The organism is Pseudomonas shahriarae (assembly GCF_014268455.2).
Taxonomy (GTDB): Bacteria; Pseudomonadota; Gammaproteobacteria; order Pseudomonadales; family Pseudomonadaceae; genus Aquipseudomonas; species Aquipseudomonas shahriarae.
The window spans coordinates 5,253,674-5,267,343 of the sequence record NZ_CP077085.1; the positions used below are offsets into that span (position 1 = coordinate 5,253,674).

The 13,670-nt window shown below is 61.7% G+C and carries 11 protein-coding genes; 2 read left to right on the forward strand and 9 right to left on the reverse strand.

Going from position 1 to position 13,670, the window contains the following annotated elements; genetic code table 11:
* Positions 1 to 16 precede the first annotated feature (16 nt).
* Positions 17 to 1,363, reverse strand: coding sequence for a metalloprotease PmbA (gene pmbA, locus HU773_RS23470; protein ID WP_169989517.1), 1,347 nt, complete (start codon positions 1,361 to 1,363; stop codon positions 17 to 19).
* A 108-nt stretch (positions 1,364 to 1,471) separates the two neighbouring features.
* Here pmbA and yjgA point away from each other — a divergent pair, with 108 nt between their 5' ends.
* On the forward strand, positions 1,472 to 1,993 hold the full coding sequence (gene yjgA, locus HU773_RS23475) for a ribosome biogenesis factor YjgA (RefSeq protein ID WP_029291815.1): 522 nt from the start codon (positions 1,472 to 1,474) through the stop codon (positions 1,991 to 1,993).
* Between the two features lie 45 nt (positions 1,994 to 2,038).
* Here yjgA and tldD read toward each other — a convergent pair whose 3' ends face one another.
* From tldD to mreB, 8 genes are all read right to left on the reverse strand, one after another.
* Positions 2,039 to 3,481: a metalloprotease TldD gene (gene tldD, locus HU773_RS23480; RefSeq protein WP_057958456.1), complete on the reverse strand. Its 1,443-nt coding sequence runs from the start codon at positions 3,479 to 3,481 to the stop codon at positions 2,039 to 2,041.
* Between the two features lie 16 nt (positions 3,482 to 3,497).
* Complete coding sequence (locus tag HU773_RS23485; protein ID WP_057958455.1) at positions 3,498 to 4,346, reverse strand: carbon-nitrogen hydrolase family protein; 849 nt, start codon at positions 4,344 to 4,346, stop codon at positions 3,498 to 3,500.
* A 48-nt stretch (positions 4,347 to 4,394) separates the two neighbouring features.
* Positions 4,395 to 8,210 (reverse strand): YhdP family protein, encoded by a 3,816-nt coding sequence (locus tag HU773_RS23490; protein ID WP_120734141.1) that lies wholly within the window; start codon positions 8,208 to 8,210, stop codon positions 4,395 to 4,397.
* Positions 8,211 to 8,285: 75 nt separating this feature from the next.
* Positions 8,286 to 9,743: a ribonuclease G gene (gene rng, locus HU773_RS23495; protein ID WP_115128995.1), complete on the reverse strand. Its 1,458-nt coding sequence runs from the start codon at positions 9,741 to 9,743 to the stop codon at positions 8,286 to 8,288.
* Positions 9,744 to 9,812: 69 nt separating this feature from the next.
* Complete coding sequence (locus tag HU773_RS23500; RefSeq protein WP_115128996.1) at positions 9,813 to 10,409, reverse strand: Maf family protein; 597 nt, start codon at positions 10,407 to 10,409, stop codon at positions 9,813 to 9,815.
* A gap of 50 nt (positions 10,410 to 10,459) precedes the next feature.
* Positions 10,460 to 10,948 (reverse strand): rod shape-determining protein MreD, encoded by a 489-nt coding sequence (gene mreD / locus HU773_RS23505; protein WP_057958452.1) that lies wholly within the window; start codon positions 10,946 to 10,948, stop codon positions 10,460 to 10,462.
* Entirely contained in the window at positions 10,948 to 11,985 is a 1,038-nt protein-coding gene (gene mreC, locus HU773_RS23510) for a rod shape-determining protein MreC (protein WP_081044183.1), read from the reverse strand. Before mreC ends, mreD begins: the two co-directional genes overlap by 1 nt.
* Positions 11,986 to 12,123: 138 nt before the next feature.
* Positions 12,124 to 13,161: a rod shape-determining protein MreB gene (gene mreB / locus HU773_RS23515; protein ID WP_002555108.1), complete on the reverse strand. Its 1,038-nt coding sequence runs from the start codon at positions 13,159 to 13,161 to the stop codon at positions 12,124 to 12,126.
* A gap of 210 nt (positions 13,162 to 13,371) precedes the next feature.
* On the opposite strand from mreB, the gene gatC reads away from it, so the two are divergent.
* Positions 13,372 to 13,659, forward strand: a complete 288-nt coding sequence (gene gatC, locus HU773_RS23520; RefSeq protein ID WP_003216077.1) for an Asp-tRNA(Asn)/Glu-tRNA(Gln) amidotransferase subunit GatC — start codon at positions 13,372 to 13,374, stop codon at positions 13,657 to 13,659.
* Positions 13,660 to 13,670: the final 11 nt, after the last annotated feature.

Genomic DNA, 13,670 nt, shown 5'->3' on the forward strand with positions numbered 1-13,670 from the left:
TGTAACGGGTTGCGGCTTAGCTGCCGGCGACGGTCATGCGTTCGATCAGCACCGAGCCGGTGCGGATATTGCTGCGCAATTCCAGATCGTTACCCACGGCGACGATCTGCTTGAACATGTCGCGCATATTGCCGGCGATGGTCACTTCCTGGACCGCGAACTGGATTTCGCCATTCTCCACCCAGAACCCCGCCGCGCCTCGGGAATAATCACCCGTCACCATGTTCAAGCCGTGGCCCATCAGCTCGGTCACCAGCAAACCACGGCCCATGCGCCGCAGGAGCGCCGCCTGGTCTTCGTCACCATGGGTCACGAACAGGTTGTGAACCCCACCGGCGTTGGCGGTACTCGGCAGACCGAGCTTGCGCCCGGCGTAGGTGCCAAGCACGTAGGACACCAGCTCACCATTCTCGACAAACGGCTTGGCGTAGGTTGCCAGGCCGTCGCCATCAAAGGCCGAGCTGCCCATGGCGCGCATCAGGTGCGGGCGTTCGTCCAGGGTCAGCCACTCAGGAAACAGCTTCTGCCCCAGCGCGCCTTCAAGGAACGACGATTTGCGGTACAGGTTGCCCCCGGAAATCGCCCCGAGAAAGCTGCCGAACAGACCACCCGCCAGTTCCGCCGAAAACAATACCGGCACTTCGCACGTCGGCACCGGGCGCGCGCCCAGGCGGCTCGCCGCCCGTTGCGCGGCGCGCTGGCCGATGCTCACCGGGTCCGCCAACAGCTCACCCTGGCGACTCACGTCATACCAGTAGTCACGCTGCATCTGGCCATCGGCCTCGGCGATCATCACGCAGCTCAAGCTATGGCGCGTCGACGCATAGCCGCCGATAAACCCGTGGCTGTTGCCATACACCCGGCAACCCTGGTGGGTGCTCAGGGTGGTGCCATCGGCATTCTTGATCCGGCTGTCGGCATCAAACGCCGCGGCTTCGCAGGCCAGGGCCTTTTCGATGGCCTGCTCGGGAGTGATATCCCAGGCGTGAAACAGGTCGAAATCCTTGAGATCCCGCGCCATCAAGGCCGCATCCGCCAAACCCGAGGCCTCGTCTTCGGAGGTGTGCTTGGCAATCGCCAGTGCGGCGGCAACCGTCTCGCGAATCGCTTCCGGGCCGCTGGCCGAAGTGCTGGCCGAGCCTTTGCGCTGCCCCACATACAAGGTGATGCCAAAACCCTGGTCGCGGTTGAACTCAACGGTTTCCACTTCCCGCTGGCGTACCGAAGTCGACAGGCCCTGCTCCAGCGACACCGCCACTTCACAGGCACTGGCGCCCTGGCGCTTGGCCTCGGCGATGATCTGCTCAACTTGTTCCTGCAGTGCCGGTAACGCTTGTGGACCGACGCTTTGGGCTGCACTCATGGTTCTCTCCACTCAAATTCTGCTTTCGGTTAAGGCCATCGAGCGACCGGGCCGGACAAGCGGCCCCCGACTGGTTATCATGGCGGCGTTTCTTTGCGGACTGCCACCATGGTTGATTCTTACGACGACTCCCTCGATGGGGAGAAAAGCAAAACCCAGGTCAAACGCGAGCTGCATGCTCTGGTTGATCTCGGCGAGCGCCTTACAACACTCAAGCCGGACTTGATTGCCAAACTGCCACTGACCGACGAAATGCGCCGGGCCTTGGCGGATGCACCCAAGCACACCGCGAATATCGCGCGTAAACGGCACATCATGTTTATCGGCAAGCTGATGCGCGACCAGGACACTGACGCCATTCTGACTTTGCTCGATCAACTCGATGCTTCCACCCGCCAATACAACGAACGTTTCCATAACCTGGAACGTTGGCGTGACCGCCTGATCGGCGGTGACGACGCTGTATTGGAGAAGTTCGTCCTGGACTATCCGGACGCCGACCGCCAGCAACTGCGCTCCCTGATCCGTCAGGCCCAGCACGAACTGGCACAGAACAAGGCGCCGGCCACCAGCCGTAAAATCTTCAAGTACATCCGTGAGCTGGACGAGACTCAACGCGGCCTGCGCTGATCCTCTTCCCCGGGTGGCGATCTTCGCCACCCGAAGCTCCACGCCTTACGACCCCGTACCACCCACGGTGATCGCATCAATTTTCAGGGTTGGCTGGCCGACACCCACCGGCACCGACTGCCCATCCTTGCCACACATCCCCACACCGCTGTCCAGCGCCAGGTCGTTACCGACCATCGACACCTTGCTCATGGCTTCCGGGCCGTTGCCAATCAGGGTTGCACCCTTGACCGGCGCGGTGATCTTGCCGTCTTCGATCAGATAGGCTTCGCTGGTGGAGAACACAAACTTGCCGCTGGTGATATCCACCTGGCCGCCACCAAGATTGGCGCAATAGATCCCACGCTTCACCGAGGCAATGATCTCTGCCGGGTCGCTTTCGCCCGCGAGCATGTAGGTGTTGGTCATGCGCGGCATCGGCAAATGCGCGTAGGACTCGCGACGGCCGTTGCCGGTACGCGCCACGCCCATCAGGCGCGCGTTGAGCTTGTCTTGCATATAGCCCTTGAGCACGCCATTTTCGATCAACGTGGTGCACTCGGTCGGCGTACCTTCGTCGTCGACGCTCAGGGAACCACGGCGACCGGCCAATGTACCGTCGTCGACAATGGTGCAGAGCTTGGAGGCGACCATTTCGCCCATGCGCCCGCTGTAGGCGGAGCTGCCCTTGCGGTTGAAGTCACCTTCCAGGCCATGCCCCACCGCTTCATGCAGCAAAACCCCGGACCAGCCCGAACCCAGGACCACCGGCAGCGTACCCGCTGGCGCCGGAATGGCTTCCAGGTTGACCAGCGCCTGGCGCAACGCCTCGCGGGCATAGCCCATGGCGCGGTCGTCGGTGAGGAAATAGCGATAATCCGTACGCCCACCGCCACCGTGGCCGCCGCGCTCGCGACGCCCGTTCTGCTCGACGATCACACTGACATTAAAGCGCACCAGCGGGCGCACATCGGCCGCCAGGCTGCCATCGGTGGACGCCACCAGGATGCGCTCCCAGACCCCGGCCATGCTCACGCTCACTTGCTGGATACGCGGGTCGAGGGCCCGGGTTGCAGCATCCACACGCTTGAGCAACTCGACCTTTTCGGCACGGGTCATTACTTCCAGTGGATTATCCGGGCCGTACAACTGGGCCACGTCCTGGGTACTGAACGCCTGCACGGTGCCGTGCTGCCCGGCGCGGGAAATCGAACGCGCCGCGCGGGCGGCCAGGCCCAGGGCTTCGAGGGTGATGGCATTGCTATAAGCAAAGCCGGTCTTCTCACCGGACTGCGCGCGCACGCCAACCCCTTGGTCAAGGTTGAAGCTGCCGTCCTTGACGATCCCGTCTTCCAGGGACCATGACTCGGAAATCTGCCCCTGGAAATACAGGTCTGCAGCATCAATACCCGGCCCGGCCAGGTCACCCAGTACGGTTTGCAGACTTTCGATGGTCACGCCACCGGGCGCCAGGAGGTGTTCACTGACTGAGGACAACAACTCGCTCATAGGTTCGGCCTTAAATTCATCGTTCTGAAGCAGGTCGCTGTGCGCCCTGCGAGAAAAAGCGCCGGTGGCCTGCCACCGGCATGCGCGCCCGTATCGACGCTTGTTCGCTGCTATCGCGTTCGGCCAACAACACCGCTTCGCCTTGATCTTGTTGCGCCAGTACGCGCCCCCATGGGTCGATAATTGCCCCATGGCCAAATGTTTCCCGTGGCCCCGGATGCACACCGCCCTGGGCGGCCGCCAGCAGATAGCACTGGGTTTCTATGGCCCGGGCCCGGATCAGCACATCCCAGTGCGCAGCCCCCGTTACCGCCGTAAAGGCCGAAGGCGCAGTAATCAATTCGGCCCCCGCCGCACGCAATTCGCTGTACAACTCGGGGAAGCGCAGGTCATAACAGACCGTCAGCCCCAGGCGCCCAACCGGCGTATCGGCCACCACTACCTGGTTACCGTAAGCATAGTCGTCAGATTCGCGATAACGACCGCGCGCATCCGCCACGTCCACGTCGAATAGATGCAGCTTGTCGTAGCGCGCCACAATCTGCCCCTGCGCGTCGATCAACAGCGAGCACGCATTGGACTTGGCGTCGGGCTGCCCGAGCGGGGGCAACGGCAAGGTACCGGCCACTATCCATAAGTTGAGGTCACGGGCGGCCAGTTTCAACCACGGCAGGATCGGCCCCTCGCCCACAGCTTCGGCGTGGCCGATAGCGGCCACGTCACGGCGGCCCATGGCGGCGAAGTTTTCCGGCAGCACTGCCAGTTGCGCGCCCCCCGCCGCCGCCTGCTCCAGCAACCGCCGGGCCTGGGCCAGGTTGGCCAGAACATCACTCTGGCTGACCATCTGGATTACCGCAAAGGACATGGGCCGACACTCCATAAAAAGCATGGGGCCATGCTACTCCACAGGGGCTTATTGCGGTTTTTCAAATGGCTTGTCGAAGGTGATTTTTGGATCTTTCCATGGCCCTTCCACCTTGTACTGGACGCTGGCAAAACGCGAGACCCGATCGCCAATCAGTTTGTCGATCAGGAACAGTGCGCCGCCAATGGCCGGTGCCCCCACGATCAACGCGGCGATCGGCAGGTTGTTGGTCACCGGCAGGGTCACCAGCAACTTGGCATCGACACGGTCAGCCACCAGGTCCAGGGTGCCGTTAAGCTCCAGGTTGCTCGACGGCCCGGTGAGAACAATCGGCTCACGGGTCACAAACACACCATTGCTGGCGGCCAGCAGGCCCTTGACCCGATCGTAGCTCAGGCCCTTGCCGAGCAAGTCCGAGAAGTCCAGGCGCAAACGCCGGCCAATCGAGTTGAAGTTCAGCAGACCAAACACCCGCAACGCCTGGGCACCGCCCTCGACCTCGACAAACTGGCCCTTGCGGAACGATGCATCCAGGCTCCCGGAAAACCGCTTGGGCCCAACCCACGCAGGCGAACCCGGCCAGCGTCCATCAACATCCAGATGGAAGCTCTGGCTGGTCACGGTGGGCGCGAAGCCCCAGCCTTTAAGCACATCGGCGATATTCTTGCCGTCCAGGCGCCCCTTGTACCAACTGCTGCTGGCGCCCGGCGCCCCTTCCCAGCCACCGGCCCCCTTGAGCCGCATACCCTTGAGGCCCAGGTCGAGGTTGTTGAAAGCCATGCCCTTGGCCGTCGGGCGCACCTTCAAGGACCAGGCACCGATCAAGTCGGGCCCCTGCAACAACTGGCCAATGGAAATATCCAGCGCCGGAATGTCCTTGGGATCAATGTTCGCCAGGGGATCAGGCGCGTTCTCGTCGGCCTGTACCGTGGGGTCAACCGCCGGTAGCTTCACGTATTGCAGATTGATGGCGATGGGTGCGCCCTTGGCATCCGGCAGGCCAATAGCCCCCTTGGCTTGCTGGCTGTCGAGCTGCAGCCCCCAGGCCGCGGGCTTGCGCTCCAGTTGCAGGCTGACCTGGTCGAATTGAGTACCAAAGCCTGTCAGCTTGCCGATCTTGAAATCGGCACTGCTCAACAGTTGCTTGGCATTGCCACTCGGATCATTGCCGGCGTAGCGGTCCACCAGTTTCTTCCACGGATCTATATCCAGCTCCGACAGCACGCCGCGAATCCGCAGGCCCTTGCCACCGGGCAGCAAGGCATCGCCATCCCCGAGGAACAGTTCGCCACGGCCCTGGGCAAAGTTGTTCGCCGGGGCTGCAAAGGTAAAGTTCGCCAGCTCGCCGTAATCAAACCAGTAGCGTCGCTCTGCGCCCTGCAAGGTCATGCGGAACACACTGGCGCGGCCCTGACCGGCGGACATGCCAAACGGAGCAGGCAAATCCACCGCCACGCCCTTGAGGTTGGAACTGACCCGCAACTGGCTGTCGGCACCGTCCAGGTCCAGTTGCAGTTGATACGGGATATCCCCGGACACCGGCAGCGGCTGGCCGACTTTCAGCCAGTCGGTGAGGCGCTTGACAGTCACCTGGCCCTTGGCGGTGACCCGCGTGCTGAGATTGCCCGGCTTGCCACCGGCAGCAATCTGCGCCGTGATCGGCCGGTCAAAGGCCTGGGCACTGATGTTCTGGCCACTCAGGCCCTTGGTGCTGTCGAAGCGGAATTCGCCCTTGAGCTGGTTCAGGTCCAGGGTCGGCTCGGCCAGTTGCAGGTGCGCCTTGTCAGTCTTGAAGTCCACCACGATTTTCGGCTCGGTGCCTTTGGCCAGGGGGATGTCCAGGTCGAGTGAACCTTGCAGGTCGCCCTCGCCTTTCCAGCCGGCAAACGTCGACGCCGTGCCGATGGGGGCTTCCTGCAGGATCTTCAGGCCGTCACCCAGCCCACCGGCAAACCCGCCCGTCAGCAGCAGATGACTGTCATGGCCAGGAAGCGCATGGGGAATGTTGACGTAGATATCCTTGACCTTGGTGTCGAGCAATTGCCCCTTGCTGGCCAGGATGCGCACACCGGTTTCTTCGACAAACACTTCACCGGTCACCTTGCTCACATGGGGCCAGCCAGGCTGGAACGCCAGCTCGGCGTCATGCACCTTGAAGAACAGGCTGATATTGCGCGCCGCCGTCACCGCATCGTGGTTCAACGAACCTTGATACTGGAAGAAGCCTTCATCGACCGCGCCCTTGAGAATGGCCGTACGCAGCCATTCATCCAGGGCCGGGCTCAACACCGCCGGCAGGTATTTGGGGGTAAAGCGTCCATCGCCATCGACCATGCCGACCCGCAGGTCCATGTAGTCTTCCTGGCTATGATCGAAATGCAGGCGAATCAGGAAGTCCGCCGCGACCTTGCCCTCTTCCCCCAGCACCTTGATATACGGTGCGATCAGCGTGAAGCCTTGTTCATCCAGCTTCCACGTCAGGCGCGCGTTGGCCTGGATGTACTGCCAGGGCTTGGCGAAAATCGGGTACAGGTGCAAGGCAAAGTCCTTGCTGTCCATGCGCAGCTCGCCCTGGCCCAGGTCGCCGCTGATGCTGCCGGAGACATTGCGGGCCGCCGGTGCGCCGAAATACGCATCAAAGCCCACCCGCTCGAGGTTGGCGGCAAAGCTGATGCGCTGATCGCCCGTCTCCTGGGGACGATAATCCACCAGGACATTGCGCAGCACGCCCGTGGCTTTCAACGCTTCGACGGTCTTGGCAACCCCCTCGGGCAATGGTGCCAGGGCGTTGAGCAAGGGGGTGATCGGCGTCAGGTCCAGGCGGTCGGCCTGAAGGTTCCAGGTTTCCTGGGCCTTGTCGGTGGCCAGGGTTTGCTGCAATTGCAGGTGCGACTCCCAACGGGTGTCGCCCAGGTTCATGGCCAGCGAGTCGAAGACCACCTTAAGGCCGCGATCACTGCGTTGCAGGTAGGCCGTCAGGCCCAGGTTGTGGATGCTCACGGGTTTGCGCTGGGCATACCGCACCTTCACTTGCGGCGCATTGAGCCGCGCGGCGGCGCTTTGCAGCGTTCCGCCGGCCCAGGTCAGCCAGAGTTCGCCGCCGGCTTTCAGCTCATTGAGTTTCCAGTCCCGGGTCAACTTCGCCGGAATCCATTGCGCCCAATTGCTCTGGGGCAGGCTCAGGTAGGCCTGGACTTCACCATCGCGCCACTGGCTAGCGCGGATCCGCGTGCGCAGGCTGAGGGCCAACGGCTGCCCATCGGGCAAGGTCAGGCGTGCATCCAGGCGCTGGCGGGTGGCACCGGTTTGCAGGCTCAGGCCCACATAGGTCAAGGTCAGCGGCGCTTGTTCAAACGGTTGCAAAGTGACCTGGCTGTCGAGCAGCGAGATCTTCGCCACCGCTTGCATGCGCGTGAGCAGTTGTTCCGGGTCCAGGGGCTGGTCGTCCTGCACCGGCAGGCCTTGCAGCGCCCAACGGCCGTCCTGGTCCTCCTTGACACTGAGCTGCAACCCGCTGACTTCCAAGTGGGCAATGCGCACATCCCACGCCAGCAGGCTGGCCCAGAGATCGGGCACCACTTGCACCTGGTCCAAGCGCAAGGCACTGCTGCCCTCGCCGACCATCACGTCATGGGCCAGCAAGACCGGGGCAAAGCCGCTCCAGCGCCCTTCCAGGCTGCCAATGCTCAGGGGCATGTCGACCGCCGCCTGCGCCTTGGCCTCGACTTCGGCACGGTACTCCGCCACCAATGGCGTCAATTCACGGCCCAGGCTGACGTAGACCGCCGCCAGTACCAACAGCAATGCACACAGGCCAAGGCCCCAACGGGTCAGTGCGGCAAAAAAGCGTTGTAGACGCTCCATGTCAGGCGACCCTCAAGGTAATAGTCGGACGGCAGATCAAGGTCTGGCGGTCTCGTTGAACAGGACGGATGCGAATCAGAGCAGCACCACGTCGTATTGTTCCTGGGAATACATGGTTTCGACCTGGAAACGGATGGTACGGCCAATAAAGCCCTCCAGTTCCGCAACGTTGCCCGACTCTTCGTCGAGCAACCGATCAACCACCTTCTGATTGGCCAGGACTCTATAACCCTCGGCCTGGTAAGCGCGTGCCTCTCGTAGAATTTCCCGGAAAATCTCGTAGCAAACCGTTTCCGGGGTCTTCAACTTTCCGCGCCCCTGGCAACTGCTGCACGGCTCGCACAGCACTTGCTCAAGGCTTTCGCGGGTGCGCTTGCGGGTCATCTGTACCAGGCCCAACTCGGTGATCCCGATGATGTTGGTCTTGGCGTGATCGCGCTCCAGCTGCTTTTCAAGGGTGCGCAACACCTGGCGCTGGTGTTCTTCATCTTCCATGTCGATGAAGTCGATGATGATGATCCCGCCCAGGTTGCGCAGGCGCAGTTGACGGGCAATGGCGGTGGCGGCTTCGAGGTTGGTCTTGAAGATGGTTTCTTCAAGGTTGCGATGGCCGACGAAGGCGCCGGTGTTGACGTCAATGGTGCTCATGGCTTCGGCCGGGTCGACCACCAGGTAGCCACCGGACTTGAGCGGCACCTTGCGCTCCAGGGCCTTCTGGATTTCGTCCTCGACGCCATACAGGTCGAAAATCGGCCGTTCGCCGGGGTAGTGTTCCAGGCGATCGGCGATTTCCGGCATCAGTTCGGCGACAAATTGCGTGGTGCGCTGGAAGGTTTCCCGCGAGTCGATGCGGATTTTCTCGATCTTCGGGCTGACCAGATCACGCAGGGTTCGCAGGGCCAGGCCCAGGTCTTCGTAGATGACACTCGGCGCGCCGACGGTCTTGATCTGGGCCGCGATCTGGTCCCACAGGCGCCGCAGGTAGCGGATGTCCATGAGAATTTCATCGGCACCGGCACCTTCGGCGGCGGTGCGCAGGATAAAGCCGCCCGCCTCTTTGATACCTTCGGCCGCCACGCAATCGCTGACCACCTTTTTCAGGCGCTCACGCTCACCTTCGTCTTCGATTTTCAGGGAAATACCGACGTGGGCGGTGCGCGGCATGTACACCAGGTAACGCGAAGGAATCGACAATTGCGTGGTCAGGCGCGCGCCCTTGGAACCAATCGGGTCTTTGGTGACTTGCACCACCAGGCTCTGCCCTTCGTGCACCAGGGCGCTGATGCTCTCGACCGCTGGGCCTTCGCGCAGGGAGATTTCCGAGGCATGGATAAATGCGGCACGGTCCAGGCCGATATCGACAAAGGCTGCCTGCATGCCCGGCAACACCCGCACAACCTTACCTTTATAGATATTGCCAACGATCCCGCGCTTCTGGGTGCGCTCGACGTGCACTTCCTGCAAAACACCGTTTTCTACCACCGCCACGCGCGATTCCATCGGCGTGATATTGATCAGAATCTCTTCACTCATGGCTGGGTCTCGTTCAGGCGTTTTCACAATAGTGGCCGATCGCTAAAAGGTGGCGCTGGAGTAGAGCGTTCAGCGCACGGAAAGGTGTTGCCAACAGGGTATGCCGAAATGGCCCAGCAGTTCTGCTGTTTCGCAGACCGGCAGGCCAACGACTGCCGAGTAGCTGCCATTGAGCCCGGCGACAAATACCGCCGCCAACCCTTGGATAGCATAGCCGCCCGCCTTGTCCTGGGGTTCACCACTGTGCCAGTAAGTCGTTGCTTCTTGTGTGGAAACCTGACGAAAGCGCACGCGACTGCTGACCAGGCGCGTTTCGCAGCGCTGACCATCGAGCAGGGCAATGGCGGTGAGGACTTCGTGTTCACGATCAGAAAGGGCCAGCAGCATGGCCAGGGCATCGGCCTGGTCCACGGGCTTGCCGAGGATCCGGCCATCCAGGATGACGGCAGTATCGGCCCCCAGCACGCAGGCATTTGCGGTATCGGCCAATGTCGCCAGGCCTGCAGCGGCTTTGCCGCGGGCCAGGCGCTCGACGTAGGACGCAGGCGACTCGTCGCCCAGGGGGGTTTCATCAATAGCGGCGTTGACCACGGTGAACGGCACGCCAATCTGGGTCAGCAGTTCACGCCGCCGAGGAGAGCCGGAGGCCAGATAAAGCGATTGCATTGCAAACTCTCCCTGCGGGTTCGATAACCAGGCAGAGCTTCGCGCCCCACTCAATTGATTTTATAGCGGCGACACAACCCACGCAGACCGAAGCTGACCCATGGCCACAACAGCGCGCTGACCAGCGCCGGCAAGACCAGCGCGAGGGTCGGCTGGCGGTTACCGGTCAAGGCGCTAAGCCACAGTTGCACCAACTGGGCCAGACCGAAGATCACCAGGATCACCAGGCATTGCTGCCACATCGGAAACATGCGCAGGCGTTGCTGCAGCGACAGCACCAGGAAGGTAATCAGCGTGAGAATCAAGGCGTTCTGGCCGAGCAAGGTGCCATACATCACGTCTTCAGCCAGCCCCAGGCACATCGCGGTGACCATGCCGACTTTGTGCGGCAAGGCCAGGGCCCAGAAGGCCAACAGCAAGGCCAGCCACAGCGGACGCAGGATTTCCATGAATTGCGGCATCGGCGAAACGCTGAGCAACATACCGATGGCGAAGGTCAACCAGACCATCCAACCATTGCGTGAATATGTACCGGCCATTATTGCGCCCCCTGTCGAGTGGTTGCTGGCGCAGGTGCAGCAGCAGGCGTGGACGCCGCAGGCCTGACCGGCCGGGCAGGTGTTGCCGAAGCGGGTGCGGCGGGTGTCGCCACTGGCGCTGCCGGTGTCGCAGGCTTGGGTACGGTTGCGGTGCCGTCCTGCCGGTCCTGCGCTTCCTGGGCCTGGGCAGCCTCGTTGGCGCGCTCTTCTGGCGTGCGCGTGTCACTGAACACCAGCAACAGGTAGCGGCTACGGTTCAGCGCGGCTGTCGGCACGGCACGGACAATCGCGAAAGGCTGGCCGGAATCGTGGATCACTTCCTTGACCGTCGCCACCGGATAGCCCGCCGGGAATCGCTGGCCGAGGCCGGAGCTGACCAGCAGGTCGCCTTCCTTGATGTCGGCGGTGTCGGCCACATGCCGCAATTCCAGGCGCTCCGGGTTGCCGGTACCACTGGCAATCGCCCGCAGGCCATTGCGATTGACCTGCACCGGAATGCTGTGGGTGGTGTCGGTGAGCAGCAGCACGCGGGAGGTATAGGGCATCAACTCCACCACCTGGCCCATCAGGCCACGGGCATCGAGCACCGGCTGGCCAAGGACCACGCCATCGCGCTCGCCCTTGTTGATGATGATGCGATGGGTGAAGGGGTTGGGGTCCATGCCGATCAACTCGGCCACTTCGACCTTTTCGTTGACCAACGCGGAAGAATTGAGCAACTCGCGCAGCCGGACGTTCTGCTCGGTCAGGGCCGCAAGCTTTTGCATGCGCCCCTGCAGCAGCAGGTTTTCGGTCTTGAGCTTTTCGTTCTCGGCCACCAGTTCTGTGCGGCTGCCAAACTGGCTGGCCACACCTTGCCATAGCCGTTGCGGCAGGTCGGTGATCCAGTAGGACTGCATCAATACCAGCGACATCTGGCTACGCACTGGCTTGAGCAGTGTGAAGCGGGCATCGACCACCATCAGCGCGACCGATAGCACGACCAGCACCAACAAGCGCACGCCCAATGAGGGGCCTTTAGTGAAGAGCGGTTTAATAGGCCGCTACTCCCGGGCAGATATTCTCTTTATTCATACGGCATCAAACCGGCCTGGATGCAGATTGAAGAAGATAAACGCCAACAGGCAGCACTGCAAAGTGCTGCCTGTTGGCGAAACATGGCGCAACCAACGATCTTATTCGCTGGAGAGCAGGTCCATGGTGTGTTTATCCATCATTTCCAGTGCACGACCACCGCCACGGGCAACGCAGGTCAGCGGGTCTTCGGCGACGATCACCGGTAGGCCGGTTTCCTGGGCCAGCAGCTTGTCGAGGTCACGCAGCAAGGCGCCACCACCGGTCAGCACCAGGCCACGCTCGGCGATATCGGAAGCCAGTTCCGGCGGCGACTGCTCCAGCGCGCTCTTGACCGCCTGAACGATGGTGGCCAGGGACTCTTGCAGAGCTTCCAGCACTTCATTGGAGTTCAGGGTAAAGGCACGTGGCACGCCCTCGGCCAGGTTGCGACCGCGAACATCGACTTCGCGCACTTCGCCACCCGGGTAGGCGGTACCGATTTCCTGCTTGATGCGCTCGGCGGTGGATTCGCCGATCAGGCTGCCGTAGTTACGACGCACATACGTGATGATCGCTTCGTCGAAGCGGTCGCCGCCAACCCGTACGGATTCGGCATACACCACGCCATTGAGGGAGATCAGGGCGATTTCAGTGGTACCGCCACCGATATCCACCACCATCGAACCGCGCGCTTCTTCAACCGGCAGGCCGGCACCGATGGCAGCGGCCATTGGCTCTTCGATCAGGAACACTTCGCGGGCACCGGCACCAAGGGCCGATTCACGGATGGCACGACGCTCCACCTGGGTGGATTTGCACGGTACGCAGATCAGCACACGAGGGCTGGGCTGCAGGAAACTGTTTTCATGAACCTTGTTGATGAAGTACTGCAGCATCTTCTCGCAGACACTGAAGTCGGCGATCACGCCGTCTTTCATCGGACGAATGGCGGCAATGTTGCCAGGTGTACGGCCGAGCATGCGCTTGGCCTCGGTGCCCACGGCAACGACACTTTTCTGATTACCATGGGTCCGAATGGCCACAACCGATGGCTCATTCAGGACGATACCGCGCTCGCGCACGTAAATAAGGGTGTTGGCAGTGCCCAGGTCGATGGAAAGATCGCTGGAAAACATGCCACGCAGTTTCTTGAACATGGGAAAGGGACCCTAGGCAACGCGTGGGTAAAAAAGTGCGGCAAACTCTAACAACGACAGGGATTTTGGGCAAGGCGCCAATGTGCTAAATTGGCCGACTTTCTGTGCACCTAACCCCACAATCGCGGCCTTATGACCGTAGAAATGCGGTAGTGTTCCGACAATCTAACACACGGATAGCTTCCGTTCTGTTTTCCACTGGAGAATCCCATGGCGCTTGAACGCTCCGACGTGGAAAAAATCGCTCATTTGGCCTGCCTGGGCCTCAATGAAGCCGATCTTCCACAGACCACCGCAGCCCTGAACAGCATTCTCGGGCTGGTCGACCAGATGCAAGCGGTGAATACCGATGGCATCGAACCCCTGGCCCACCCACTGGAAGCCAGCCAGCGCCTGCGCGCAGACGTCGTGACCGAACGCAATAATCGCGAGGCCTACCAGTCCATCGCACCAGCGGTCGAAAACGGCCTGTACCTGGTTCCGAAAGTCATCGACTAAAGGGAAAGAGC

What these genes read in the sequence shown, in the direction of transcription:
- pmbA (WP_169989517.1), bottom strand. Translation starts at nt 1,363, where the DNA reads ATGAGTGCAGCCCAAAGCGTCGGTCCACAAGCGTTACCGGCACTGCAG.
- yjgA (WP_029291815.1), top strand. Translation starts at nt 1,472, where the DNA reads ATGGTTGATTCTTACGACGACTCCCTCGATGGGGAGAAAAGCAAAACC.
- tldD (WP_057958456.1), bottom strand. Translation starts at nt 3,481, where the DNA reads ATGAGCGAGTTGTTGTCCTCAGTCAGTGAACACCTCCTGGCGCCCGGT.
- HU773_RS23485 (WP_057958455.1), bottom strand. Translation starts at nt 4,346, where the DNA reads ATGTCCTTTGCGGTAATCCAGATGGTCAGCCAGAGTGATGTTCTGGCC.
- HU773_RS23490 (WP_120734141.1), bottom strand. Translation starts at nt 8,210, where the DNA reads ATGGAGCGTCTACAACGCTTTTTTGCCGCACTGACCCGTTGGGGCCTT.
- rng (WP_115128995.1), bottom strand. Translation starts at nt 9,743, where the DNA reads ATGAGTGAAGAGATTCTGATCAATATCACGCCGATGGAATCGCGCGTG.
- HU773_RS23500 (WP_115128996.1), bottom strand. Translation starts at nt 10,409, where the DNA reads ATGCAATCGCTTTATCTGGCCTCCGGCTCTCCTCGGCGGCGTGAACTG.
- mreD (WP_057958452.1), bottom strand. Translation starts at nt 10,948, where the DNA reads ATGGCCGGTACATATTCACGCAATGGTTGGATGGTCTGGTTGACCTTC.
- mreB (WP_002555108.1), bottom strand. Translation starts at nt 13,161, where the DNA reads ATGTTCAAGAAACTGCGTGGCATGTTTTCCAGCGATCTTTCCATCGAC.
- gatC (WP_003216077.1), top strand. Translation starts at nt 13,372, where the DNA reads ATGGCGCTTGAACGCTCCGACGTGGAAAAAATCGCTCATTTGGCCTGC.